At 63.9% G+C, this 25,325-nt stretch carries 26 protein-coding genes; 10 read left to right on the top strand and 16 right to left on the bottom strand.

Annotation, left to right across the window (positions count from 1 at the left end; genetic code table 11):
- Positions 1-292 precede the first annotated feature (292 nt).
- Positions 293-1,198, bottom strand: a complete 906-nt coding sequence (gene truA / locus DEHOM01_RS01215; protein WP_061211130.1) for a tRNA pseudouridine(38-40) synthase TruA — start codon at positions 1,196-1,198, stop codon at positions 293-295.
- A gap of 35 nt (positions 1,199-1,233) precedes the next feature.
- Between truA and purD the strand changes: the two genes are divergently transcribed.
- From purD to pflA, 5 genes are all read left to right on the top strand, one after another.
- A complete protein-coding gene (gene purD, locus DEHOM01_RS01210) occupies positions 1,234-2,538 on the top strand; it encodes a phosphoribosylamine--glycine ligase (RefSeq protein WP_061211129.1) in 1,305 nt (434 codons plus the stop codon).
- Positions 2,535-3,449, top strand: a complete 915-nt coding sequence (locus DEHOM01_RS01205) for a phosphoribosylaminoimidazolesuccinocarboxamide synthase (RefSeq protein WP_061211128.1) — start codon at positions 2,535-2,537, stop codon at positions 3,447-3,449. Before purD ends, DEHOM01_RS01205 begins: the two co-directional genes overlap by 4 nt.
- Before the next feature lie 159 nt (positions 3,450-3,608).
- Positions 3,609-5,726 (top strand): pyruvate formate lyase family protein, encoded by a 2,118-nt coding sequence (locus DEHOM01_RS01200; RefSeq protein ID WP_061211127.1) that lies wholly within the window; start codon positions 3,609-3,611, stop codon positions 5,724-5,726.
- Positions 5,727-5,825: 99 nt separating this feature from the next.
- Positions 5,826-6,077: an autonomous glycyl radical cofactor GrcA2 gene (grcA2, locus tag DEHOM01_RS01195; protein ID WP_016664066.1), complete on the top strand. Its 252-nt coding sequence runs from the start codon at positions 5,826-5,828 to the stop codon at positions 6,075-6,077.
- 156 nt (positions 6,078-6,233) lie between these two features.
- Complete coding sequence (gene pflA, locus DEHOM01_RS01190; RefSeq protein ID WP_061211126.1) at positions 6,234-7,100, top strand: pyruvate formate-lyase-activating protein; 867 nt, start codon at positions 6,234-6,236, stop codon at positions 7,098-7,100.
- 21 nt (positions 7,101-7,121) lie between these two features.
- Here the strand turns inward: pflA and DEHOM01_RS01185 are convergent, their stop codons facing one another.
- Complete coding sequence (locus DEHOM01_RS01185; RefSeq protein WP_061211125.1) at positions 7,122-7,871, bottom strand: MBL fold metallo-hydrolase; 750 nt, start codon at positions 7,869-7,871, stop codon at positions 7,122-7,124.
- Between the two features lie 117 nt (positions 7,872-7,988).
- On the opposite strand from DEHOM01_RS01185, the gene purS reads away from it, so the two are divergent.
- Both purS and purQ read left to right on the top strand, forming a co-directional pair.
- Positions 7,989-8,246: a phosphoribosylformylglycinamidine synthase subunit PurS gene (gene purS / locus DEHOM01_RS01180; RefSeq protein WP_016664063.1), complete on the top strand. Its 258-nt coding sequence runs from the start codon at positions 7,989-7,991 to the stop codon at positions 8,244-8,246.
- Positions 8,246-8,974 (top strand): phosphoribosylformylglycinamidine synthase subunit PurQ, encoded by a 729-nt coding sequence (purQ, locus tag DEHOM01_RS01175; RefSeq protein ID WP_061211124.1) that lies wholly within the window; start codon positions 8,246-8,248, stop codon positions 8,972-8,974. The genes purS and purQ overlap by 1 nt, the downstream gene beginning before the upstream one ends.
- Positions 8,975-8,992: 18 nt before the next feature.
- Here the strand turns inward: purQ and DEHOM01_RS01170 are convergent, their stop codons facing one another.
- The 4 genes from DEHOM01_RS01170 to DEHOM01_RS01155 all read right to left on the bottom strand — a co-directional run bounded on the left by DEHOM01_RS01170 (position 8,993) and on the right by DEHOM01_RS01155 (position 12,920).
- Positions 8,993-10,168, bottom strand: a complete 1,176-nt coding sequence (locus DEHOM01_RS01170) for a class I SAM-dependent methyltransferase (RefSeq protein WP_061211123.1) — start codon at positions 10,166-10,168, stop codon at positions 8,993-8,995.
- Between the two features lie 105 nt (positions 10,169-10,273).
- A complete protein-coding gene (gene fmdA / locus DEHOM01_RS01165) occupies positions 10,274-11,530 on the bottom strand; it encodes a formamidase (protein WP_034372321.1) in 1,257 nt (418 codons plus the stop codon).
- 36 nt (positions 11,531-11,566) lie between these two features.
- A complete protein-coding gene (locus tag DEHOM01_RS01160; RefSeq protein WP_061211122.1) occupies positions 11,567-11,854 on the bottom strand; it encodes an FmdB family zinc ribbon protein in 288 nt (95 codons plus the stop codon).
- 130 nt (positions 11,855-11,984) lie between these two features.
- The gene (locus tag DEHOM01_RS01155; RefSeq protein WP_061211121.1) at positions 11,985-12,920 is read right to left on the bottom strand and encodes a MaoC/PaaZ C-terminal domain-containing protein; all 936 of its coding nucleotides are present in this window, start codon (positions 12,918-12,920) and stop codon (positions 11,985-11,987) included.
- 88 nt (positions 12,921-13,008) lie between these two features.
- Here DEHOM01_RS01155 and purL point away from each other — a divergent pair, with 88 nt between their 5' ends.
- The 3 genes from purL to DEHOM01_RS01140 all read left to right on the top strand — a co-directional run bounded on the left by purL (position 13,009) and on the right by DEHOM01_RS01140 (position 18,577).
- A complete protein-coding gene (gene purL, locus DEHOM01_RS01150) occupies positions 13,009-15,303 on the top strand; it encodes a phosphoribosylformylglycinamidine synthase subunit PurL (RefSeq protein ID WP_061211120.1) in 2,295 nt (764 codons plus the stop codon).
- A 90-nt stretch (positions 15,304-15,393) separates the two neighbouring features.
- The gene (locus tag DEHOM01_RS01145; RefSeq protein ID WP_061211119.1) at positions 15,394-17,424 is read left to right on the top strand and encodes an S-layer homology domain-containing protein; all 2,031 of its coding nucleotides are present in this window, start codon (positions 15,394-15,396) and stop codon (positions 17,422-17,424) included.
- Positions 17,411-18,577, top strand: a complete 1,167-nt coding sequence (locus tag DEHOM01_RS01140; protein ID WP_061211118.1) for a polysaccharide pyruvyl transferase family protein — start codon at positions 17,411-17,413, stop codon at positions 18,575-18,577. The genes DEHOM01_RS01145 and DEHOM01_RS01140 overlap by 14 nt, the downstream gene beginning before the upstream one ends.
- A gap of 126 nt (positions 18,578-18,703) precedes the next feature.
- Here DEHOM01_RS01140 and rplQ read toward each other — a convergent pair whose 3' ends face one another.
- The 10 genes from rplQ to rplO all read right to left on the bottom strand — a co-directional run bounded on the left by rplQ (position 18,704) and on the right by rplO (position 25,324).
- A complete protein-coding gene (gene rplQ / locus DEHOM01_RS01135) occupies positions 18,704-19,213 on the bottom strand; it encodes a 50S ribosomal protein L17 (RefSeq protein WP_034372312.1) in 510 nt (169 codons plus the stop codon).
- A gap of 30 nt (positions 19,214-19,243) precedes the next feature.
- On the bottom strand, positions 19,244-20,245 hold the full coding sequence (locus DEHOM01_RS01130; protein ID WP_061211117.1) for a DNA-directed RNA polymerase subunit alpha: 1,002 nt from the start codon (positions 20,243-20,245) through the stop codon (positions 19,244-19,246).
- A gap of 96 nt (positions 20,246-20,341) precedes the next feature.
- Positions 20,342-20,749, bottom strand: coding sequence for a 30S ribosomal protein S11 (gene rpsK / locus DEHOM01_RS01125; RefSeq protein WP_016664053.1), 408 nt, complete (start codon positions 20,747-20,749; stop codon positions 20,342-20,344).
- Positions 20,750-20,826: 77 nt separating this feature from the next.
- Positions 20,827-21,204: a 30S ribosomal protein S13 gene (gene rpsM, locus DEHOM01_RS01120; RefSeq protein WP_016664052.1), complete on the bottom strand. Its 378-nt coding sequence runs from the start codon at positions 21,202-21,204 to the stop codon at positions 20,827-20,829.
- A gap of 172 nt (positions 21,205-21,376) precedes the next feature.
- Positions 21,377-21,490: a 50S ribosomal protein L36 gene (rpmJ, locus tag DEHOM01_RS09645; protein WP_016664051.1), complete on the bottom strand. Its 114-nt coding sequence runs from the start codon at positions 21,488-21,490 to the stop codon at positions 21,377-21,379.
- Positions 21,491-21,565: 75 nt separating this feature from the next.
- Positions 21,566-21,787 (bottom strand): translation initiation factor IF-1, encoded by a 222-nt coding sequence (infA, locus tag DEHOM01_RS01115; RefSeq protein ID WP_016664050.1) that lies wholly within the window; start codon positions 21,785-21,787, stop codon positions 21,566-21,568.
- 174 nt (positions 21,788-21,961) lie between these two features.
- Complete coding sequence (gene map, locus DEHOM01_RS01110; protein WP_061211116.1) at positions 21,962-22,819, bottom strand: type I methionyl aminopeptidase; 858 nt, start codon at positions 22,817-22,819, stop codon at positions 21,962-21,964.
- A gap of 6 nt (positions 22,820-22,825) precedes the next feature.
- Entirely contained in the window at positions 22,826-23,410 is a 585-nt protein-coding gene (locus tag DEHOM01_RS01105; protein ID WP_061211115.1) for an adenylate kinase, read from the bottom strand.
- The gene (gene secY / locus DEHOM01_RS01100; protein WP_034372293.1) at positions 23,407-24,714 is read right to left on the bottom strand and encodes a preprotein translocase subunit SecY; all 1,308 of its coding nucleotides are present in this window, start codon (positions 24,712-24,714) and stop codon (positions 23,407-23,409) included. The genes DEHOM01_RS01105 and secY overlap by 4 nt, the downstream gene beginning before the upstream one ends.
- Positions 24,715-24,871: 157 nt before the next feature.
- Positions 24,872-25,324 carry a 50S ribosomal protein L15 gene (gene rplO, locus DEHOM01_RS01095; protein ID WP_061211113.1) on the bottom strand — a complete coding sequence of 151 codons (453 nt, stop codon included), beginning with the start codon at positions 25,322-25,324 and terminating at the stop codon, positions 24,872-24,874.
- Position 25,325 lies beyond the last annotated feature (1 nt).

Here is a 25,325-nt window from a genome sequence, read left to right as displayed (position 1 = left end):
CGGTTCGAATGGACCGTGGACACGCTTCCTTTGGTTTAAAGCATGACCAAGAAATGTCGTGCTGAACCGGCTGCCCGGGTTTAGGGGCGGGCGTGGGGTTCAGATGCGTGTGAGGAGCTCTTTCGCGCCGAGCGTGAGAAAGCGGCAGCGGCAAAGCGCGCATCTATGGCACAACAGCCCTCTACTCTAGTGCGGATCCGCAGCGAGGGCAACGGGCCGACGGCTGCTCGCCTCTTGTTTTCCCTCACATTTGCAGGGCGAGGGTTCGCCGGTGTTCGGCAACCGTCGGACTTTAACGACGTTCAAACGGCGCACCGCGCTTGCCGCGCGTTTGCCGGGCCCGTGCCGCCCATTCGGCTTCTTCCGGGTAGTCGATCCGCTCGAGTGTAAGGCCGGAGGGGGCGAACATGGGGGCGCTGCCGGCTTCATCGCGCCTGGGGATTGTGATGAGCGCAGCCATCCACTCGGCGTCGAGGTGATGCTCGCCGACCGCGACGCTCGCGCCGACGATCGAACGGACCATGTGATGGCAGAACGCGTCGGCGGTGACGGTTGCGACGACGAGCCCCTCGTCTTTGCCTGTTTTGGGGCGCTCCCACGTGATCTCGTGAAGAGTGCGGATTGTCGTCGCGTCCTCGCGGGGTTTGCAGAAGGACAGGAAGTCGTGTTCGCCGACGAGGGCGCGCGCGGCAGTGTTCATCGCCTCTGCGTCGAGCGAGCGCTTGTGGAAGGCGACGTCGCGGCGCAGGGGGTCGCGCCGCGCACGCTCGTCACAAATGCGATAGCGGTAGGTGCGCGCAAGCGCGCTGAAGCGGGCATCAAAATCGCCGCTGACGACGCTCGCGCGCCGAACGGCGATGTCGCGGGGCAAAACTGCGGCGAGGCGCTGGACGATTGAGTCCTCGCTGGAGCGATCACTCCTGCCCGGCATTCGCTGCCACCGCTCGTGGGGAATGTCGACGTGCACGACCTGGCCGCTCGCGTGGACACCCGCGTCGGTGCGACCGGCGACCGTGACCCGAATATCCTCACGAACGATTTTTGCGAGCCCCGCCTCGAGTTCCCCCTGGACCGTGCGTAGCGCCGGCTGAATTCCCCACCCCTTAAAGTCGGTACCGTCGTAAGCGAGGTCGAGGCGCACTCGCAGCCGCGGCGCTGGCTCGAGCGAGGAGTTGGGGGCTGTGGGCTCGGTGTTCACCCCAGAAGCCTAGCTGGAACCGCTAGGGTTAAGGCGTGAAAATTCTCGTAGTGGGCACCGGCGCGCGCGAGCACGCCCTCGTGCGACGTCTCAGCCAAGATTCCATCCCTCACGATCTCCACGCCGCCCCCGGCAACCCGGGCATGGAGGCCCACGCGGCCACCCACGACGTTTCTCTCGGTGATAGCGCGGCCCTTACCGCGCTTGCGCTCGAGCTCGGCATCGAGCTCGTCGTCATCGGCCCCGAGGCGCCACTCGTTGCGGGTCTTGCCGACGACATGCGCGAGGCGGGCCTCACCGTGTTCGGCCCCTCGAAGGCCGCGGCGGAGCTCGAGGGCTCGAAGGATTTCGCGAAGCGCATCATGAGCGAAGCGGGGGTGGCGACCGCGCGCTCGACGACGGTGACGGATCCCGCGCTGCTCGAAGCGGCGCTCGACGACATCAACCCGGGAGGGAACGTCCCCTACGTCGTCAAGGCCGACGGTCTCGCCGCCGGCAAGGGCGTCGTCGTTACGTCCCCGCGCGAGGAGGCACTCGCACACGCCCGCGACTGCCTCGCAAGCGGAGCACACGGCTCGCGCGTTGTTCTCGAGGAGTATCTCGACGGGCCCGAGCTTTCGGTGTTCTGCGTGTGCGACGGTGAGAGGGCCGTTCCGCTCGTTCCAGCTCAGGACTTCAAGCGCGCATTTAAGGGAGACGAGGGCCCGAATACGGGCGGCATGGGTGCCTATTCACCGCTGCCGTGGCTCGACGAACACGCCGCGATGAACGCGACCGTCGAGACGATCGCCGAACCCGTCGTACGCGCCATGCGTGAGCGCGGCACTCCGTTCACAGGTCTCCTTTTCTGCGGCCTCGCGGCCACCAGCGAGGGACTCAAGGTCATCGAGTTCAACGTTCGCTTCGGCGATCCCGAAACCCTCGTGGTCCTCGAGCGCCTCGGGAGCGACCTCGGCGAGTTCCTGCACGCCGCCGCGACCGGGGATCTCGCGGGCACACCTGACCTCGCGTGGCGCGACGAGAGCGCGGTCGCCGTCGTGCTCGCGAGCGAGGGTTATCCACTCGCCGCCCAGACCGGGCGGGAAATCACGGGCCTTGACGAGGTAGGAGAGGAAGGCTGCACGGTGATCCACGCTGGCACCAAGCGGGATTCCGACGGCACCGTGCGCTCGAGCGGCGGCCGCGTTCTCAGCGTCGTGGCTCGCGAAAAAACCCTCGAGGATGCGCGCGTTCGCGCACAGTCAGCCATCGCGCGCGTCTTGCTCGAAGGCTCCCACTACCGAACCGACATCGCCGAGCGGGCAGCTCTCGGCGCTATCGAAAGGGTGACCCAGCTGTGAACACGAACGTCAATGGCGCGCTGATCGAGGCCCCCACTCTCGAAGGCTGGGACCACGTCTTGAGTGGAAAAGTGCGCGAGCTGTACGTTCCCCACGGGAGCACCCTTGCCGACGCGAACGAGGTGCTCGTCGTCGCGACCGATCGAATCAGCGCGTTCGATTACTCGCTAACTCCGGGAATTCCCGATAAGGGGCGGATTTTGACGGCGATGTCGCTTTTGTGGTTCGACCATCTCAGGGACGTCACGGACAACCACGTGAAAAGCGCCGTCGACGTTCCCGATGCGGTTCGGGGGCGCGCCCTGCGCTGCGAGGCCCTCGACATGGTTCCGCTCGAATGCGTCGTGCGCGGCTACCTGACCGGCTCGGGGCTCGCGGACTACCGTCGCGACGGCGCGGTGGGCGGTCACGTCCTTCCCGAGGGACTCGTCGACGGCTCCCGTCTCCCGTCCCCGCTGTTCACCCCCTCGACCAAGGCCGAGCAGGGAGAGCATGACGAGAACATCACCGTTCGCGAGGCTCGCGCGAGGCTTGGGAAAGACCTCGTCGACGAGCTCGAGGAGCGCACTGTCACCGTCTACCGCGCAGCGGAGCAATTCGCGCGAGAGCGGGGCATCATTCTTGCCGATACGAAGCTCGAGTTCGGCCGCTCGCGACACACCGATAACATCGTGCTGGGTGACGAAGTTCTCACTCCGGATTCCTCGCGATTTTGGGCCGCTGACCAGTACGAACCCGGGCGCGCACAGGCCAGTTTCGACAAGCAGTTTGTGCGCGATTGGCTCACGAACGAGAGTGGCTGGAACAAGAACACCCAGGTCGCACCGCCTGTACTCCCCGCAAGCATCGTCGAGGCGACTCGCGAGAAATATATCGAGGCCTACGAGCGCCTTTCGGGCGAGAAATTCTAGCCCTCCCCACCACCCTTCCAGACCCCGGCGATACCATGTGACCGCCGCCACGGAGCAGGCTCAAAGTCCCCTACACATATAGGCCTCACTCCTACGGTGGAACTACCAGCACACCTCACGAGCAAGCGGCATAGCCCCCGCCATGGAAGGAAGGCTCACATGACTGCTGTGGAAGAAAAGAACGCCGGATCCCAGGGCGAACAGCTCGACCCGTGGCGCGGTTTTAAGGCCGGCGACTGGAACGAGAACATCAACGTTCGCGAGTTCATCCAGCTCAACTACACCCCGTACGAGGGCGATGCCGAGTTCCTCGCGGGTGCGACCGACAAGACTCTTCGCGTGTGGGACACCCTCGAGAAGAAGTACCTCTCGGAGGAGCGCCGCCGCCGCGTCTACGACGTGGATACGAAGACCCCCGCCGACATCGACGCCTTCCCCGCTGGCTACATCAGCGAAGACGATGACGTCATCGTCGGCCTTCAGACCGACGTTCCCCTCAAGCGCGCGATGATGCCCTTCGGTGGCTGGCGCATGGTGGAGACCGCGATCAAGGAAGCCGGCAAGGAACCGGATCCGGAGATCAAGAAGATCTTCACCAGGTACCGCAAGACCCACAACGATGGTGTGTTCGACATCTACACCCCGCGCATCCGCGCAGCACGTAGCTCGCATATCATCACCGGTCTTCCCGATGCCTACGGCCGCGGCCGCATTATTGGCGACTACCGTCGCCTCGCGCTCTACGGCGCGGACTTCCTGATCGCCGAGAAGAAGGCCGCGAAAGACGCGGTATCGGATCAGCCGTTCAGCGAGCACTGGGCACGCTTCCGCGAGGAGCACGCCGAGCAGATCAAGGCTCTCAACAAGCTCGTCACCCTCGGCGACTCCTACGGCCTCGACCTTCGTCGTCCCGCCGCTACCGCTCAGGAAGCCGTGCAGTGGGTCTACATGGCCTACCTCGCCTCGGTCAAGAGCCAGGACGGCGCCGCCATGTCGATCGGCCGCCTGTCGCCGTTCCTCGACGCGTACATCCAGCGCGACCTCGACGAAGGCCGCATCACGGAGACCGACGCGCAGGAGCTCATCGACGCTCTCGTGATCAAGCTCCGCATCGTGCGCTTCCTCCGCACGATCGACTACGACCAGATCTTCTCGGGCGACCCCTACTGGGCAACCTGGTCCGACGCCGGCATCGGCGAGGACGGCCGCACGCTCGTCACGAAGACCTCGTTCCGTCTCCTCCAGACGCTTCGTAACCTCGGCCCGGCTCCCGAGCCGAACATCACGATCTTCTGGGATCCGAGCCTCCCGCAGGGCTACAAGGACTTCTGCTCGGCAATCTCGATCGAGACGAGCTCGGTGCAGTACGAGTCCGATGAGCAGATCCGCAACCGCTGGGGCGACGACGCGGCCATCGCGTGCTGCGTGTCCCCGATGAAGGTCGGCAAGCAGATGCAGTTCTTCGGCGCTCGCGTGAACTCCGCTAAGGCGCTTCTGTACGCGATCAACGGCGGCCGCGATGAGATGAGCGGCAAGCAGGTCACCGAAGCCGGCCTGTTCGAGCCCATCCAGGGCGAGGGCCCGCTCGACTTCGACGAGGTCTGGCAGAAGTACGAAGAGATGCTGGACTGGGTTGTGGGCACCTACGTTGAAGCGCTCAACATCATCCACTACTGCCACGACAAGTACGCCTACGAGGCAGTCGAGATGGCGCTGCACGATTCGGATATCACGCGCACGATGGGCTGCGGCATTGCCGGCCTGTCGATCGTCGCGGACTCGCTCTCCGCGATCAAGTACGCCAAGGTGTACCCGATCCGCGACGAGTCCGGCCTCGTTGTCGACTACCGCACCGAGGGTGACTTCCCGATCTACGGTAACGACGACGATCGCGCCGACGACATCGCCGCGACCGTTGTGCACACGATCATGTCGAAGATCAAGGCAATCCCGATGTACCGTGACGCGATCCCGACGCAGTCGGTACTCACGATTACGTCGAACGTCGTGTACGGCAAGGCGACCGGCTCGTTCCCCTCGGGCCACGAGAAGGGCACGCCCTTCGCCCCGGGCGCTAACCCGGAAAACGGCATGGATAGCCACGGCATGGTGGCCTCGATGCTTTCCGTTGGCAAGCTCGACTACAACGACGCGCTGGACGGCATCTCGCTGACCAACACGATCACCCCGCAGGGCCTCGGTCGCACGAAGGACGAGCAGGTCAAGAACCTGGTCGGCATTCTCGACTCCGGCTTCATCATGGACGACGAAGACTGATCGTCTGAACCCCTAAATGTGAATCGGTCGGGCGCGAGCCCCTCGGGCTCGGCCGGTTTTCACCCCCACATTTCCATCACTCTGATTGAGGAGAGAACAATGGCAGTCAAGACTTTCGACGAGCGCCTTGAGTCCATGAAGACCAACCGCGCAGCAAACAACATGGAGTCGGGCCTCTACCACGCGAACATCAACGTGCTCAACAAGGAGACCCTTGTCGACGCGATGGAGAACCCGGAGAAGTACCCGAACCTCACGGTTCGCGTGTCGGGCTACGCCGTGAACTTCGTGAAGCTCACGCGCGAGCAGCAGCTCGACGTTCTCAACCGCACCTTCCACCAGGGCGCCTGAGACATCCCCTTTACACGCATGATGCGCAATAATTGACGCATCGAAGCGTTCACCTGTTGGGCCTGGAAGCTCCGGTTTCCGGGCCCAACTCTTTAGGGCGCATGCCCCCCGATCGGCGGCACGTGTGCCCACCGCGATTTTCACGAGAGGCGTTTCATGACCGAGTCCGAGGCCAAGAGCATCAGCCAGGTTGACCTTCCGCTTCATAAGAGGCGCCAGGGCGCCGGCATTGAGGGGCTCGAGGAAACGCACCTGGAGCGCCCTGATCGACTCCAGGCGGTACGCGAAGGCGAACTCGCCTCGATTCACTCGTGGGAGCTTGTGACGGCAGTCGACGGCCCCGGCACGCGCCTCACGATCTTCTTCAGCGGCTGCCCGCTTCGTTGCCTGTACTGCCACAACCCCGACACGTTCGAGGCGAAGAACGGTCAGGACGTGACCGCTGACGAGATCATTGGGAAGATCCGCCGCTATCGCCGCATTTTCAAGGCCTCGGGCGGTGGCATTACGCTCTCGGGCGGCGAGGTGCTCCAGCAGCCTGCCTTTGCTAAGCGAATTCTCGAGGCCGCGAAGGACATGGGTGTCCACACCGCGATCGACACGTCGGGTTTTCTCGGCCGCAATGCCTCAGACGACCTGCTTGAGTCGGTCGATCTCGTGCTTCTCGACGTCAAGAGCGGCGATCCCGACGTGTATAAGCGCACGACCGGCCGCGACCTGCAGCCGACGATCGATTTTGGCGACCGCTTGAACGCGAAGGGAATCGAGGTGTGGGCGCGTTTCGTGCTCGTGCCTGGCCTCACCGACGACTATGACAACGTCGAGAAAGTCGCCGACATCGTCGAGCGGTGGCGCACGAACGTCAGCCGAATCGAGGTTTTGCCGTTCCACCAGATGGGTACCGACAAATGGGATTCACTCGGCCTCGACTACAAGCTGCGTGATACCCGGCCGCCGGAGAAGGAACTCGTCGAGCGCGTGCGTGAGCAGTTCCGCGCGCGCGGGGGTTTCGAGGTTCATTAATTCCGCCGCGCCGCTTCGCCGCTAAAAACTGAGGGTACGCCCCTGCCCGGGTTCGGTGTCCGCGGGCCAATCTCGCACTTCGCATTCCTCGGGAGAGAAGGCGCGCGACTGCTTCAGATAGATCGCTCGCCCCTCGGCGGAGGCCACGCGATCGTGCACGGGGATCGCCACGGCAGGTTTCACAATTCTGAGGAAATCGATCGTTTCGTGCATTTTTGACCACGGCGCGACGAGAGGAAACGACAGAACGTCAGCCCCGACGATTTCGGGGTGCGGGACGAGCGAGTCACCGGTGTGCACAAGTGTTTTCTCGCTAGCCGCTTCGACGATAAGCGCCACGTTTCCCACGGGCGGGATAGACGGGTGGATGGTCGCGTGGGCTCCCCCGGCTGCGGTGACTGTGACGGGGAAGGGCCCGACGCTCGCTCGCTGACCTGGCGCGAGAGGCGTGAAGCGCTCCCGAAAGCGTGAGGTCTCGGGGTTGTCGCTTAGAGCTTGCGCGGTTTGAGGCTCGAGAAGGATTGCTGCCTCGGGGTTGTGCGCGAAAAGCTCCGCAAGGTATGGCGGGTGCGCGTGATCGGGGTGCTGGTGGCTGATCGCAATCGCGTCAAGATCGGTAAGGTGCGTGAGCGAAGGATCGCTCAAATTGCCGGGGTCGATGAGGATCCGGGTGGTGTCGGACTCTCCCGCCCCTCCCTCCCCCGCGCGCGCTCCGGTGCCGCCGCGGTGCGAAACGAGCAGAGCGGAATGGCCAAAGTGTGTAATGTCCATGCCGCCACAGTAGGGGCAAAAGATGAGGACAGGCCGCACTGGCCGGTAGAATCATCGTGTGCGCGACGCGCGCAGTTTTCGACGACACTTTCGTGCCTACTGTTTTCTGGAGATGACATGCCCCGCCTCATCGTCGACGTAATGCCGAAACCCGAGATTCTTGACCCACAGGGAAAGGCCGTTCTCGGCGCTCTTGGACGACTCGATTTCGAGAACATCACCTCGGTCCGTCAAGGCAAGCGTTTTGAGCTCGAGGTTGAGGGCGACGTGACCGACGACGTGCTCGAGCGCGTGCGCGAGGCGGCAACCGAGCTGCTCTCGAACCCCGTTATCGAAGATGTCGTGTCGGTGCGCGTCGAGGAGGAGCAGGCCTGATGCCCGCAATCGGTGTGGTGACCTTTCCGGGGACCCTCGACGATCGCGACGCGCTCCGCGCCGTCACAATCGCCGGCGGTGAGCCGATTGCGCTGTGGCACGCGGACGACGATCTGCGCGACGTCGATGCGGTGATTCTTCCGGGCGGCTTCAGCTACGGGGATTATCTGCGGGCGGGCGCTATTTCCCGTTTCGCGCCGATCATGGAACGCGTGGTCGATGCGGCCAAGGGCGGCATGCCCGTGCTCGGGATCTGCAACGGCTTCCAGATCCTCACCGAGACGCACCTGCTTCCCGGTTCGATGATCAAGAATGCGCACCGGACGTTCGTGTGCCGCGATCAGCCGCTTCGCGTTGAGAACACGCGAACGGCTTGGACAACCGCATACGCCGAGGGCCAGATCATCCGGATCCCTCTGAAGAATCAGGACGGCCTCTACGTCGCTGATGAGAAGACTCTCGACGAGCTCGAGGCTGATAATCGCGTGGTGTTCCGTTACGCCGAGGGCGCCGTGGGCGGCCCCGCTGGTTTCGAGGACAACCCGAACGGCTCCTATCGCGGGATTGCCGGAATCACGAACAAGTACGGCAACGTCGTGGGGCTTATGCCGCACCCCGAGCACGCTGTCGAGGCAGGCTTCGGCCCGGACATGCCGGGAGAAGGTACCCGCACGGGCGTGGATGGCCTCGGCTTTTTCACCTCGGTCATGAAGTCGATCCTCGCCTAAGGAACTCCCCGGCGAACCTTATTTTTTCGCGCTGAGCACGGTGAACGTGCGGTCCCGGCTCACCTCTCGGGTGGCGGCAAATCGCCGCTTAAGGAGGGGCCGGTAGCGCAGGTGCGAGTTATGCACGAGGAGCAGTTCTCCGCCCGGCTCGAGAATGCGGTACGACGCCTCGATGAGCGGCTCAACGAGCGTCGCATCGATACGCGTGCCGTCGTGGAACGGCGGGTTGAGGAGCACGAGGTCGGCCGAGGAGTCGGGGTGCTGCGCAGCGGCATCGTCCCACGTGAGAGTTGGGGTGGCGCCGGGTTGCGTCCGGTAGGGCTCTAGCGTGGCGCGCGTCGAGCGAATCGCATCGAGGTCAATATCCGTCGCGGCGAGCGTGAGGGCACAACCTGTTCGCGCCGAAGCCTCGCATACCGCGAGCGAGAGCATGCCGTTGCCGCAGCCAAGGTCGAGGACGCGCGCGGTCGGCGCCGCATGCTGTGGGCGGGCCGCGAGCCATGAGGCCGCTGCATTCGCGAGCGCCTCTCCCCCGCGGTCAGGCTTAGCGCCCGAGAACACGCCGCCGAAGGCGGTAAGCGTCCCGCCGCCCCACCGCTTCGTGCGCGGGGGCATTACCGTCACGGATTCGCGCGGCGTGGACGCCTCGAGGCACCTAGATTTTCCCTTGCCCAGAAGACCCCGGACTTCGGTGAAGCCGGTCGCGAGCGCATCGTTCATCGAGCGCGTCATGTGCTTCGTGGCGCCACCGAGCACCACGATCATGTCCGTGCCGCTTCGACGCGCGTGCCTCGCGAGCATCCGCGCGTTCTCTTCTAGCGCGGCGAGTGATTTTGGCAGGCGCCCGAGCGCGAGCCTCCCCGCGAATCCGTGGGCGGCAAGGAAGGACTCGAGATCGAGCTCGCTTCCGTCGAGACCCGCGATGAGCACTCGATTTCGATCCGCCTGACCCAACGTCGCGGCGGCCTCGTGCGCCGCCGCTTGCACGGTCAACGCATGAGCGCGCGACACCGTGCGCACGAACACCCGCGAATGCGGCCCCACGTGCGCGAGTGCCCATTGAGTCAGTGCGCCGGAGCGGTCATCGAGAACGAGGATGTCTCCGTCGTCGCTACCGGGCTGTGCGACGTGCGCGCTCGCATCGTGCATGATGAGGCGGTCGAGGGCGTCGGCACGTGCGTCGGGAAATGTCATGCTCACGAGCCTACGGCACGTGACGAGGGGGCGCGCCAACCTCCACTGGGTTGGCGCGCCCCCTCAGGTGCAAGGAGCGTTCGCGGGTATGAACGCTTCTTTGCCTTACGCGTTCGCGGCGCGCGGCGCCCCGATGCCCGGATCGATCTTCGGCACGTCGCCTGCGCCGGGGCGCACGTCGATGTCGAAGATGGCGGTCGGGATGTACACGGTCGCGCACGAGTTCGGGATGTCAACGACGCCCGAGAAGCGGCCCTCGATCGGCGCGGCGCCGAGCAGGAGGAAGACCTGCTCCGGCGTCCAGCCGAAGGTCGTGAGGTAGTCGATCGCGTGGAGGCAGGCACGCTGGTAGGCAAGCTGCGAATCGAGGTAGCGCTGCTCGCCGTCGAGCGTCACGGACGTGCCCGAGAAGGAAATCCACTCGCTGTAGCGCGGCTCGACATTGCCGGGCATGAAGATCGCGTTTTCCTTGACGTTGTACTTGTCCATACCGCCTGGGATGACATCGACGTGCACGTCGATGAAGCCCGACATCTCGATGCCGCCACAGAAGGTGATCTCGCCATCGCCCTGCGAGAAGTGCAGGTCGCCTACCGAGAAGTGCGCGCCATCCACGTAGACGGGGTAGAACACGCGCGTGCCCTTCGAGAGGTTCTTGATGTCCTGGTTACCGCCGTTTTCGCGCGGCGGAGCGGTGCGTGCCCCCTCGGCTGCGACGCGATCGAAGTCGTCGCCGGTAAGCGTGCCAAGAACCGCATCCTTCGGCTCGGGCGGGAGCGCGAGCGGGGGCAGGCGGTTCGGGTCCGTGGCGATCAGCGCGGCCTCGCGGTCATTCCACTTCTTGAGAAGCTCGTGCGAGGGCGCCGTGCCCATGAGACCCGGGTGGATGAGGCCCGTAAACGACACTCCGGGCACGTGGCGCGAGGTCGCGGTCTGGCCGTTGAAGTCCCACACAGCCTTGTAGGCATCCGGGAACTGATCCACGAGGAAGCTGCCGCCATTGTTCTTCGCGAAGATGCCGGTGTAGCCCCAGCCCTGACCCGCGAGGGGGCCCTCATCTTCCTGCGGAATCGGGCCAACGTCGAGGATGTCCACGATCAACAGGTCGCCCGGCTTCGCACCCTTAATGTGGAACGGGCCCGAAAGTGCGTGGACCTTGCTCACGGGGGCTTCGAGGATGTCCTGGGCGCTGTCATCGTTCTTGATGTCGCCGTCGAACCACTCGCGGCAGTCGATGCGGAACGTGTCGCCGGGGTTTACCGTGACGGCCGCTGGAATGTCCGGGTGCCAACGGTTGTGGCCAACGATGTCCTGGTCTTTGAACGACTTCGTGGAATCAAGCGGGAAAAGATTCTTAGGCATGGCTCTGTGTGCTCCTTTGCTTGCCTACTCGGGGCGTCAGGGACGCGGAAGTGCACGATGGCGCGGATCGTGCGATACAGGGGTGGGCTTGGCGCCTCGCGAAGAGGGAAGCGACGAATGAACCTGGGGCTCATAGGCGCTGCGCTTCGCTGAATCGATCGCGTTTGTCAGTGCTGGATCGAGCGACCGCACAGCGGGTGCGCTCACGAGGCGCTTCGCGGTGGTGTCGCACTCGGGGCACTGGCGTTCTCGAGTCGTGCTGCTCATCGGCAGCAGTGCTTCGCTGAGGTGACCTTCACCGCACCGAAACTCGTACAGGGGCATGGCACTCCTTCGTCCGCACCTTCGGCGACGCAATTCCCGCGCCACCTTCGTCTTTGCTTAAATCACGCTAACGCCCACCGCATCGAGGTTCCTGAAATCTTCTTGAGTTTACTGAGGCCACGCGGGGCTCTCATGCGCCTCCAAGGACCGTTACGCGGCCAGAAAAGGCAAGGTGCGCCGTGCGATCGGCAGGCGTCGGACCCCGAAGGCTGAACCCTGAGAACGCGACCGAACCGCGCTCCGTCCCTTCCTTCGGCTCCTCTCGCCCGTACCGCACCCACACCGTTGCAGGCAAAGACGGAAGCGACGGGAACTCGAGTTCCCACAAAAGCGGAGAGTGCGCCCCTACTTCGACTTCGCTGAGCGCACGCGATCCCAGGAACATGCCGTGGGCAAGCGGAGAAGGGGCGCCAAGCGCACGTGCGCTCAGCGCGCTCACGTGAATCGGGTGGACATCGCCGCTCACTCGTGCGAACTCGCGCCCCACACCCGCGGAGAGCTTCCAGCGCGACGGAGACGCCGTCGAGGCGAAAGGAGCCGCCTCGGTCTGGAGAGACTTTGCACGCTTCGCAGAATTACCGGAGCCACGCAGCAGGTACGTCGAGACGTCGGTCGCGACGATGTCACCCCCGCTCGACAACACCGAGACCACTTCGCACGTGCTCCCCCGTGAAGCGCGTACGAGGCTCCCAATGCGTGTCTCAATGTCGACTCTCTCGCCTATGCACACTGGCCGGTGCAACAAGAGCGAATTCTTGACGTGCACAAGCCCGAGCGCGGGAAGCGGAAAACGCGGGCGCGCCATGAGTGCGAGCCCGAGCGGATGCGCGAGGGCATGCAAGAAACCGGGGTGGGCGAGATGCGCATCAGCCCACGCGTCCCTTCCATGAGGCGCAACGACGCGCGAATAGCGCAGGGCGCGCCGCTCCTCAATGGCAACACCGCGCACGCTATAGCGGCGGTCGGGAACGTCCTCGGCGCGCGCGACGGGCGCACGGGTGAGAATCGCTGCCCACGCGGCGGCGGCGTTCGGCACGCGCGCAAGAGTCTTCGTGGAAGGCGACATGTCTCTACTCTGCCATTCCGCGTTACCGTGCGCGACGTCGTAAAATACGAGGTGCTGAGAACAACCGACACGGAGGACAGCCGCGAGCATGAACACGCACGAGCCAGACACGATCGAGCGGGCGCGTGAAACCCCGAACGAACAGCAGCCGTGGGCCGATCTGGGCCTCAAGGAAGAGGAATACGCGAAGATCCGCGAGCTCCTCGGCCGCCGCCCCACGAACGCCGAGCTCGCCATGTACTCCGTTATGTGGTCTGAGCACTGCTCGTACAAGTCCTCCAAGATCCACCTCAAACAGTTCGGCCAGAAACAGACCCCCGCGATGAAGGAAAACCTCCTCGTGGGTATCGGCGAGAACGCTGGCGTCGTTGACATCGGCGACGGCTGGGCCGTGACGTTCAAGGTAGAATCGCACAACCACCCGAGCTACGTCGAGCCTTACCAGGGGGCTGCGACCGGCGTTGGCGGCATCGTCCGCGACATCATCTCGATGGGGGCCCGCCCAGTCGCCGTCATGGATCAGCTCCGATTCGGCGCGATCGACCACCCGGATACCGCGCGAGTCGCCACCGGCGTCGTCGCCGGTATCGGCGGATACGGCAACTGCCTCGGTTTGCCCAACATCGGCGGTGAAACCGTGTTCGACCCCGCCTACCAAACCAATCCCCTCGTCAACGCCCTCGCCGTGGGCGTGCTTCGCCACGAGGACATCCACCTGGCCTCCGCGACAGGCGCCGGCAACAAGGTCGTGCTGTTCGGTGCACGCACAGGTGGCGACGGAATCGGCGGCGCGTCGATCCTCGCCTCCGAAACCTTCGAGGACGAGGGCCCGGCGAAACGCCCGAGCGTCCAGGTCGGCGACCCGTTCATGGAGAAGCTGCTCATCGAGTGCTGCCTTGAGCTCTTCGCGAAGGGCACCGTCGAAGGCATCCAGGACCTCGGCGCCGCGGGCATCTCGTGCGCAACGAGCGAACTCGCATCCAACGGCGGTTCCGGCATGCACATCGACCTCGAAAACGTGCTCCTCCGCGACCCGACGCTCACCGCGGGCGAGATCCTCATGAGCGAATCGCAAGAGCGCATGATGGCCGTCGTCACCCCCGACAACCTCGAGGAATTCCTCGCCATCACCGACAAGTGGGGTGTTGAAGCCGCCGTCATCGGCGAAGTCACGGGCGAGGGACGGCTCACGATCGACCACTACGGCAAGCGCATCGTTGACGTCGATCCCACGACCGTCGCGCACGAGGGCCCCACCTACGACCGCCCCTACGCGCGCCCGGCATGGCAGGACGCCCTCGAGGCCGACCGCGCCGAAGACCTCCCCCGCCCCGCAAGCACCGACGAGCTCGTTGCGCAGCTGTGGGCACTCACGACCTCCCCAAACCTCGCGAGCACCGCATGGGTCACCGACCAATACGACCGCTACGTCGGCGGCAACACCGCGCTCGCGATGCCCGACGACGCAGGTGTGCTCCGCATCGACGAAGAAACGGGCCGCGGCATCGCCATCGCCACCGACGGCAACGGTCGCTTCGCGATGCTGAACCCGAAAGAAGGCGCACGCGCCGCGCTCGCGGAGGCCTACCGCAACGTCGCCACGACAGGCGCGCGTCCCCTCGCCGTGACCGACTGCCTCAACTTCGGCTCCCCCGAAGATCCCGACCGCATGTGGCAGTTCGTCGAAGCAATCACGGGGCTCGCCGACGCCTGCCAGGAGCTCGAAGTTCCCGTGACCGGCGGCAACGTCTCCCTGTACAACTCCACGGGCGAGCCCGGCCGCCTCAACTCTGCAATCCACCCGACCCCCGTCGTAGGCGTCCTCGGCGTGTTTGACAACGTCGCGACGAGGGTGCCCTCCGGATGGCACGAAGAAGGGCTTGCCATCTACCTTCTCGGTGAAACTCGCGAGGAGCTTTCGGGCTCCGCGTGGGCCGACGCCACCCACGCTCACCTCGGCGGCACACCCCCGCGCGTGTCGCTCGCACACGAAAAAGCCCTCGCTACCGTACTCATCGGTGCGGCCGACCAGGGAATCGCACGTGCAAGCCACGACCTCAGCGAAGGCGGCCTCTTCCAGTCACTCGTCGAATCCACCACTCGATTCGACACGGGCGCATCGATCGACCTCACGACCGTGATCGACCGTGACGGCATCGATTCGTTCACAGCCCTCGTCTCAGAGTCGCACGCGCGAGCGATCGTCGCGGTGCGCCCTGACGATGCCCCAGCCCTCGAGGAACTCGCACGCAGCGCGTCGGTCCCCGCGGCTCGCATCGGCACAAGTGGTGGCGACGGCCTGGAGCTGGCTGGCGTCGGAACGTTCCCCCTCGCGGAGCTTCACGAGCGCCGTGCCCAAACGCTCCCCGAGCACCTCGCTTAACCCGGTCAGATGACGCACGCGGGCCTTCCCAGCGAAGGCCCGCGTGCGCTATGGTAAGGCCGACTTCCCCTCACAAGAAAGCACTTCCCCATGAGCTTCAAAGAATCCCCCGTCAATCGCCGCACCCTACTCAAAGTCGGTGCCGTCACCCCCTTCGCCGCAGCTGGAGTGGGCGCTCTCGGAATGGGCCTTGCCCTTGCCGACGGCTCCCCCGCCCCCAGTGACGGCGACACCGCCGTCGTCGAACGCGACCTCAAGCACACCGACACCGTCCACACTCACGGCGCCACGGATAAAAACCCCGAACTCGACGGCACCCCCGCGAAGCACGTCACCGGGTACATCACCATGGCCGCCGCAAGCTGGCCCTCCGACGTTGACTCCCCCGACGTGGTGGAGTTCCAGGGCAAAGACCTCAATACCGGAGAATGGGGCGACTGGCTGAGCGCCGAACTCATGACCGACATCGATGAGAACGCGAGCGAAGCCGTGTGGGTCGGGCCCTCGAGCGCGGTCAACGTGCGCGCCTTCCGCGATGGCATCGACATTTCCGAGCAGCTCACCGCGCACCTCATCACCACGTCGGAATCACGCAGCGACGTGCGCCTCGCCTCAAGCGGCGGCGGTACCGGCGTCACCCGTATTTTGCCCGCTACCGTGACGCCCGGCACCGGCGCACCAACGTTCATCACCCGTGAGGAGTGGAACGCAGACACGGTTGACACCTCGCGCTTGAGCTACGCGAAGGAACTCAAGGCGATCTGCATCCACCACACGGGCGGCTCCAACACCTACACGGCGGCGCAAAGCCCTCAGGTCGTGCGCGGTATGTTCACCTACCACACCAAAACCCTCGGCTGGGCCGACCTCGGCTACAACGTCGTCGTCGACAAATACGGGCAAATCTTTGAAGGGCGCGCGGGTGGCCTGCACCGCAACGTTGCCGGCGCCCACGCCCGCGGCTTCAACACGGGCTCATGCGGCATCTCCGTCATGGGTGACTACATGGACATTCCCGTGCCCACCGCGGCGCTCAACGCCATCGCAACCGTGGCCGCGTGGAAGCTCGCCAGCACCTTCACTCAGGACGTGTACGGCACCGAGACCTGGACCGTCACCACCTCGAACGTGAAACGCAGCGGCACCTTCTCCATGCCCCACCTTTTCGCGCACCGCGACGTGAACTACACGGATTGCCCGGGAGACACCTACTACGGCCAGCTTCCGAACCTGCGTAGTCTCGTGCAGCAAAAGCTCAACGGATTCAAGGAGAGCTACCCCGAGCACCTCGTTGCCTACGTCAACGGCGGCGGGCGTGGCGCGTTCGGAACCGTCACGCACGTTCGCCGGGCAGAAGGGACCTACGACGTCACTCGCCTCACGGATGGGCTTATTCTCACGGCAGGTGGACGCACGAGCGCTCACAAGAGTGCCTTCGGCGCCGACTGGACGCCCGCCTGGGGACGCCCCCTCGAAAGCACGACGGGCACCACCCAGCGCTTCGAGAACGGCACTGCCACCAAGGTCAACGGAAAGGTGTCGTTTACTCCGGGCGGAACGCGCACGAAGCACTTCGTCGACGTTCCCGACAACCTGATCTTTGCGCACGAAATCAATACCCTCGCCGATCTCGGCGTGATTCGGGGCTGGCCTGACCGCACATTCCGCCCTCAAATTTCTGTGTGGCGAGACGCGGTTATCGCCTACATGTACCGAATCGCCAAAGAACCCTCATACACCGCTCCGCGAACCTCCCCCTTCCTCGACGTCGACCGGAGCCAGCCCTTCTACAAGGAAATCTGCTGGGCACACTCCACGGGCCTCACAACGGGTTGGAAGGTCCGCGGAGGATGGGAGTTCCGCCCCTACCAGCCGATTCTCCGCGACGCGATGGCAGCGTTCCTCTTCCGCGCCTCGGGGGAAAGCCTCTCGGGGGTGAAATTCGGCGGCTTCAAAGATGTGAATTCCTCGCTCGTGTTCGAGAAGGAAATCAAATGGATGGGATCGACCGGCATCTCACGCGGATGGGACGACGGCACCTATCGCCCCTTCAACCAGACCACACGTGCCGAACTGGCGGCCTTCCTCTACCGCTATATGGAGCACCGTGGCCTTCTCTAGATTTCTCGAGCGGAAAAAGCCGCAGGCCGGCACCACCACCGCGAATCACGATGTGTCGAGCGAAAGCTCCCGAGGGGCAGGCGAGCGCATCTACCTCGTCTCGATGGCCGGCTACCCCAACTACGGGGACGAACTCATCGCCCGCACTTGGCTTCGCTTCCTCGCCGAAACCAAGCCCGAGGCTCAGGTGTGGCTCGATTGCCGTCACCCGGGTGCTGCCAGTGTGCTGTTCCGCGGCGACCACCCGAACCTCACCACGACTGACACGCTCTACCGCGTGCTAGAGCTCGCGGACCAGGAGTGGGAACCGCGCAGCATCGCAGAGATCGTCACGCACAGGGGCAGCCCCCTATTCGATCTCCAAATCGCCGAAATGAACCGCGCGACGACACTTCACTTGCTCGGCGGGGGCTTCCTCAATAGCCGCTGGCCGAAGAACCTTGGGCTCCTCGAAGGCATGCGCGCCTCAGCCGCGGTCTCGGGGGCACGCCTCATCGCGACCGGACAGGGCCTGATACCCGACGCCGGAGCGAGCTTCGAGGGCTTCGCGCACGTGAGTGTTCGTGACGACGAAAGCGCTGAGCTCGCCGCCACTACCACTGGGCTCGATGATGCTTTCCTCGGGCTCGCGCAGCTGGGTGCGCCACTTGGGGACGTCAACGAGGTGGTGGTGTGCGTACAGTCGGATGCGATCGGCGACGGTAGCTTCGAAGCATTCCTCGACACGGTTGAATCAGCCCTTCACGATGCGGCCCTCGCGCATGCCCGACTCACCTATGTGGAAGCGCTTCCGGGCGTTGACTACCGAGGCATCGAGGCCCTCACTGCCCGCGGGATCGAATTCTCGCGCTTCGTCCCGTTCAGCGACTTCTGGACCGAACCGTTCAGAATTTCGCCCGGACAGTTCTGGATCAGCACCAGATTCCACCACCATCTCGTAGCCGCCTCGCGCGGGGCCCGCGGCTTTGCACTCGTGGATCCCGGCCAGTACTACACGACCAAGCACGAGTCGCTCATCGAGCTGGGATCAGGGTGGCTTTCCGCGCGTCCAGGCCACAACGTTCCTTCTGTCGCGGATACTCGCGGGCAAAGCGGGTTCGATAAGGCGTATGCGCGCAAGCGCGCCGAAGCAGAGTCCCTCTACGGGAGCTAAGACGCCACACCGATGCGAGGTAGTTGCGCGGCTAGTGCGCAGCAACGTTGCAGCGATGCGAGAAGGCCCGCCCCGACGGATCGGGGCGGGCCTTCCTTATTGCTCTAAGAGCCGGTTACGCGTGAATCAGGCCTCGGTGTTCTCCGTAGTCTCCTCTGCGGGCGTTTCCTCAGCCGCGGTCTCTTCGACCTTCGTCTCCTCAGCGGGAGCTTCGTCGGCCTTTGCGGATGCCTTGGCAGCGCCTTCGGCTTCCTTCACGACGGCCTGCTTCGGCGAGTACTCTTCCTCCACGAGCTCAAGAAGGGCCATGGGGGCGTTGTCGCCCTTGCGGTTCTCGAGCTTCGTGATGCGGGTGTAGCCGCCGGGGCGGTCCGAGAACTTCGGAGCGATCTCAGTCATGAGAACGTGCGCGGCAGTCTTCGTCTTGAGCGTCTGCATCACACGGCGGCGATTGGCAAGGTCGCCCTTCTTCGCCTGGGTGATGAGGCGCTCAGCGAGAGGCTGAACGCGCTTTGCGCGGGTCTGCGTCGTGGTGATGGCACCGTGCTCGAAAAGGGCAGTCGCGAGGTTCGCGAGAATAGCCTTCTCGTGAGCCGGGGACGAGCCGAGTCGAGCGCCCTTAGTGGGTGCAGGCATGTTGTTTCTCCTCGAAGAAAAAGATGGAAATCAGAACTGCTCGCCGAACTCGTCGTCGCCGTACGAGTCAAGAACAGTGGAAGGATCGAAACCGGCCGGGGAATCCTTGAGCGAGAGGCCGAGCTCAGCGAGCTTCGCCTTAACTTCGTCGATGGACTTCTGGCCGAAGTTGCGGATGTCGAGCAGGTCCGCCTCGGAGCGATTGGTGAGTTCACCAACGGTGTACACACCCTCGCGCATAAGGCAGTTGTACGAACGAACCGTGAGGTTGAGGTCGTTGATCGGAAGCGCAAGGTCGGCGGCAAGGGCCTGGTCGGTCGGCGAAGGACCAATCTCAATACCTTCTGCCTCGTTGTTGAGCTCCTGTGCGAGACCGAAGAGCTCCACGAGGGTCTTGCCAGCCGAAGCAATGGCATCGCGCGGGGCGATCGCCGGCTTCGTTTCGACATCGATGATGAGTCGATCGAAGTCCGTGCGCTGCTCGACACGAGTGGCTTCAACCTTGTACGTCACCTTGAGAACAGGCGAGTAGATCGAGTCGACCGGAATGCGGCCAATCTCGCTCTCGGCGCCCTTGTTCTGCTGGGCCGAAACGTAGCCGCGGCCACGCTCAACGATCAGCTCGACCTCGAGGCGACCCTTCGAGTTGAGGGTCGCGATGTGCAGGTCGGGGTTGTGGATTTCGACGCCTGCCGGCGGGGTGATGTCGGCGGCGGTCACGACGCCCTCACCCTCCTTACGCAGGTACATTACGACCGGCTCGTCGTTTTCCGACGACACCACGAGGTTCTTGATGTTCAGGATGAGCTCGGTGACATCTTCCTTCACACCCGGAACAGTCGAGAATTCGTGGAGGACGCCGTCGATGCGGATCGACGTCACTGCCGCGCCCGGGATGGACGAGAGCAGTGTGCGGCGCAGCGAGTTGCCGAGCGTGTAGCCGAAGCCCGGCTCGAGCGGCTCGATGACGAACCGTGAGCGGTAGTCAGAAACGACCTCTTCGGTCAGCGTGGGGCGCTGTGCAATGAGCACGTTGTGTCCTTTCTTGGAACGTCCGCTATATGACGTTCGCGGTGGCGGTACGACACTGATGGATGACGGTTATCGTTTCGCGCACCCGAGCAATGCTCAGTTGCGGCGACGCTTCGGCGGGCGAACGCCGTTGTGCGGCTGGGGGGTAACGTCCTGGATAGAACCGACCTCGAGGCCCGCTGCGGTGAGCGAACGGATCGCGGTTTCGCGGCCCGAACCCGGTCCCTTAACGAAGACGTCGACCTTCTTGAGGCCGTGCTCCTGGGCGCGGCGCGCGGCGGCCTCGGCGGCCATCTGCGCAGCATACGGGGTGGACTTACGCGAGCCCTTGAAGCCGACCTGGCCCGAGGAAGCCCACGAGATCACAGCACCGCTCGGGTCAGTGATCGACACGATGGTGTTGTTGAAGGTGCTCTTGATGTGTGCTTGGCCGTTGACGACGTTCTTCTTGTCCTTGCGGCGAGGCTTACGCGCCGCGGCGGCCTGACGTGACTTGGGAGGCATGTGCCAAAACTCCTTGAGTTCGTGAAAGGTGATCGATACGGGTCAGTGCCGAACACTGCCCGTGGAGTAACTGCCGCTCAGCGAGCAGCCTTCTTCTTGGCGGCCACGGTGCGCTTCGGGCCCTTGCGGGTACGTGCGTTGGTCTTGGTGCGCTGACCACGGACCGGAAGGCCGCGGCGGTGACGCATGCCGGCGTACGAGCCGATCTCGATCTTGCGGCGGATGTCAGCTGCGACCTCGCGTCGCAGGTCGCCCTCGACCTGGTAGTTCTCTTCGATGTAATCGCGCAGCTTGACGAGGTCCTCATCGGAAACCTGGTGGACGCGCTGGTTGCCGTCAACGCCGGTTGCGTTGAGAGCTTCGATTGCGCGGGTGCGACCCACGCCGTAGATGTACGTCAAGGCGACTTCCAGGCGCTTTTCGCGCGGGAGGTCGACGCCAACGAGACGTGCCATGAGCAGTTCTCCTACTGTTTTACTCAGGGGCCTGATCCAGCATGTCGCTCCCGCTTTAGCGGTGCGCCGCGGCCCCTGGCCCGCGGGTGATCCTCGCAATGAGGTTCATGCTGTCTCTTTACTTATAGGTGCGGCTTGAGCCGCGGGGTGCCTCCCGTTGGAGGCGGTGCACTCAGCCCTGGCGCTGCTTGTGGCGCGGGTTCGTGCAGATAACCATGACACGCGAGTGGCGACGAATCACCCTGCAGTTGTCACAGATACGCTTCACGCTGGGGTAAACCTTCATGATGCCCTTCTACAGTTGATCTGCGCTCGAGCCTAGCGGGCCCGAGAGCGTAGCTGACCGCATGCGCGGCCCGGCTTACTTGTATCGGTAAACGATGCGACCCTTTTCAAGGTCGTACGGGCTGAGCTCGACCACAACGCGATCCTCGGGGAGGATCCTGATGTAGTGCTGGCGCATCTTGCCCGAGATATGCGCGAGTACTTTGTGGCCGTTGTCCAGCTCAACGCGGAAGCGCGCGTTTGCGAGCGCTTCGGTCACGGTGCCCTCGACTTCGATCACGCCGTCTTTTTTCGCCATAGTCTCTACTGTCCCTCTGCCCCTTGCGGGGACTGGTTTCGCATGTGCTACCTTCGAGCGCGCTTTTCAAGCGGCGAACCGCTTAAATTTTCGGGGTTGCCGAAAGAGCGCACTCGACTGTCAATCGTACACGCGCACGCGGGCCGCGATAAGTGGCTTGGCGCGTGCGATCGCTCACCTTCCGGTGGCGGTGTGGTCCGACGGTTCCTCAGCGATCGTCACGCCACGCTTTGCAAGTTCGGCTTTCCCACCGTCAGCGGCGCTGAGCACGAAGACTCCCGTGTCGGTCACCGCGACGGAGTGCTCAAAATGGGCTGCGCGCCCACCCTTCGTCGCCACCACGGTCCACTCGTCGTCGAGGATGTCGAATTCGCCGTCGCCTTGGATGAGCATGGGTTCGATACACAGGGCCATACCGGGCACGATTTTGGGGCCGCGATCGCGCGTGCGGAAGTTCATGACGTCGGGCGGCTCATGCATGGCTCGGCCGATGCCGTGCCCTCCGAATTCCTCGAGGTGCTGGATCCGCTCCCCTGCACAGTCGGCGACGTAGTCTTCGATAGCGGCGCCGATCTCTCCCACGCGGCTCGCGGTGGCAAGCGCCGCGATGCCTTCCCACATCGCGCCCCTGGTTACGTCGACGAGTTCGCGATCGGCTTCGCTTCGCGCCGTGCCCACGATATGGGTGCGGGCGGCGTCGGAGTGCCATCCGTCCACGATGCAGCCAGCATCCACGCTCACCACATCACCGTCGCGAATCACCCGAGTGCCGGGGATTCCGTGCACGATTTCTTCGTTCACGCTCACGCACACGGTCGCCGGGAAGCCGTGGTAGCCAAGGAAGTTGGACTTCGCGCCGGCTTCAGCAATGACGGCGCGAGAGATCTGATCGATGTCTGCCGTCGTCATACCGCTGCGGAGATTCTTTTCGATCTCATCGTGGATACGGTCTAGCAGAAGCCCCGCGCGGCGCATTGCCCCGAGCTGTTCGGGGGTTTTTAGGCTCACGCGGGGCTTGCGGCGAAAGGACATCCGGGCTCAGGCTCCGAGCGCGGCGAGGATATCTGCGGTCACAGCGTCGATATCTTTCATGCCGTCGACGCGCTTCACGAGACCTCGCTTGTCGTAGATATCGATCAGGGGCGTGGTCTGCTCGCCATACACGTCGATGCGGCGGCGAATGGTCTCTTCGTTGTCGTCGCTGCGGCCCTGCTCTTTTCCGCGCTGAAGAAGCCGCTGCACGATAGCTTCACTCTCAACGTCGAGGAGAATGACGGCGTCGAGCGCCACTCCGAGCTTGTCGAGAATTCCATCGAGAGCCTCCACCTGCGCCACGGTGCGGGGGTAGCCATCAAGGAGGAAACCGTTCGCGGCATCGTCCTCGCCGAGCCGGCTCTCCACCATCTCGTTGGTGACCGAGTCGGGAACGTACTCACCTTTATCCATGTAGGACTTCGCGAGAACGCCAAGCTCAGTCTCGTTGGAGACGTTCGCACGGAAGATATCGCCCGTGGAAATGGCGGGCACGCCGAGCTTCTCAACGATACGCTCTGCCTGCGTGCCCTTGCCGGCACCCGGGGGTCCAACAATGAGGAGGCGGCGGGCCGGAGTGGAGGCGGTCATCGGAGAATCCCTTCGTAGTGGTGCTGTTGGAGCTTGGAGCTGATCTGCTTCAAGGTATCGAGGCCAACACCGATGATGATGAGGAGCGAGGTTCCGCCGAACGGGAACTTCTGGTCTGCACCAAGAAGCGCGAAAGCGATCAGGGGAACAAGCGCCAAGATACCGAGGTACAGGGAGCCCGCGGAGAGCACGCGGTTGATGACGTACTCGAGGTAGCGCGCCGTTGGGCGGCCCGCACGGATGCCGGGAACAAAGCCGCCGTACTTCTTCATGTTGTCGGCAATCTCTTCAGCGTTGAAGGTGATGGACACGTAGAAGAACGCAAAAAACACAATGAGGGCGAAATAGACAAGCGAATACATCCACGAGAAGCCCTGGCCGAGCACGAAGTTGGCGTGGATCCACTGCACCCACCCGGACCTCTGGTCGCCAAACGAGGCGATGAGCTGCGGCAGGGCAAGAAGCGAGGACGCGAAGATAATGGGGATAACGCCGGCCTGGTTCACCTTGATCGGGATGTAGGTCGAGGAGCCGCCCACGAGGCGACGACCCACCTGGCGTTTGGCGTATTGGACGGGGATGCGGCGCTGCGACTGCTCGACATAGATCACGGCGATCACAATGATCATGCCGATCAGCATGACGATTGAGAAGGTCATCCACCCCTGGAGCTTCAGGATCTGACCGAACGAGGCGGGAAAGCCCGCGGCGATCGACGTGAAGATCAGCAGGGACATGCCATTGCCCACGCCCTTTTCGGTGATGAGTTCGCCGAGCCACATGATGACGAGGGTGCCGGTCGTCATCGTCAGGATCATGAGGACGAGCATCCACCACGACTGGTTTGGCACAAGCGGGAGGTTACAGCCGGCAAAGAAAGCGCCGCTGCGCACGAGAGTGATGACGGTGGTGGACTGCAGGACTGCGAGGCCGATAGTCATGTAGCGCGTGTACTGCGTGAGCGTCGCCTGCCCCGCCTGGCCGTCCTTGTGCAGCTCCTCGAACTTGGGGATCACGACGCGGAGCAACTGCACGATAATCGACGCCGTAATGTATGGCATCACCCCGAGCGCGAAGACGGACATCTGCAGCAGCGCCCCGCCGGAGAACAGGTTCACCATGCCGAGCACGCCGCCACCGGCACCGTTCAGTGCCTGTTCGGTACACGCAGCGATGTTCGTGTAGTCGAAGCCGGGGGTCGGCACGAACACGCCGAAGCGGTAGATGGCGAGCATTCCAAGGACAAACAGCAGCTTGTTCCTGAGCTCAGGGGTTCGGAAGGCGCGCACGAAGGCGTTGTCCACCAGGTTCCTCCTGTCGGGCGGCCCGAGGGGTGGGCCTATCATGCACACGGAGCGCATTAGAGCTAGGGGTTATTGGCCTATTAAAACAGGCACCGCGCCTCAAAATATCCTGAGTCGCGGTGCCTGGTCAAAGAAGCACTATGAAAATTGCTTCAACTCACGCCACGATGACCGAGCCGCCAGCGGCGGTGATCTTCTCCTCGGCCGAAGCCGAGAACTTCTGGGCAGTGATGTCGATCTTCACGGTGATGTCGCCAGAGCCGAGCACCTTGACGGGCTGGTTCTTGCGCACGGCACCCTTCGCGACAAGATCCTCGACGGTGACGGTGCCACCCTCGGGGAACAGCGCTTCGATGGTGTCCAGGTTGATGACCTGGAACTCCACACGGAAGGGGTTCTTGAAGCCACGCAGCTTGGGAAGGCGGCGGTGCATCGGGGTCTGACCACCCTCGAAGCCTGCCTTCACCTGGTAGCGCGCCTTCGTACCCTTGGTACCGCGACCCGAGGTCTTACCCTTCGAGCCTTCACCACGACCCACGCGGATCTTAGCGGTCTTCGCGCCGGGAGCCGGGCGAAGATCGTGGAGCTTAAGCGGGTTTTCGTTCGCCATG

The sequence above is a fragment of the Dermabacter hominis NBRC 106157 genome (assembly GCF_001570785.1).
GTDB lineage: Bacteria > Actinomycetota > Actinomycetes > Actinomycetales > Dermabacteraceae > Dermabacter > Dermabacter hominis.
The sequence above is the reverse complement of the archived record's forward strand: the minus strand, read 5'-3'. Positions and strand labels throughout refer to the sequence as shown.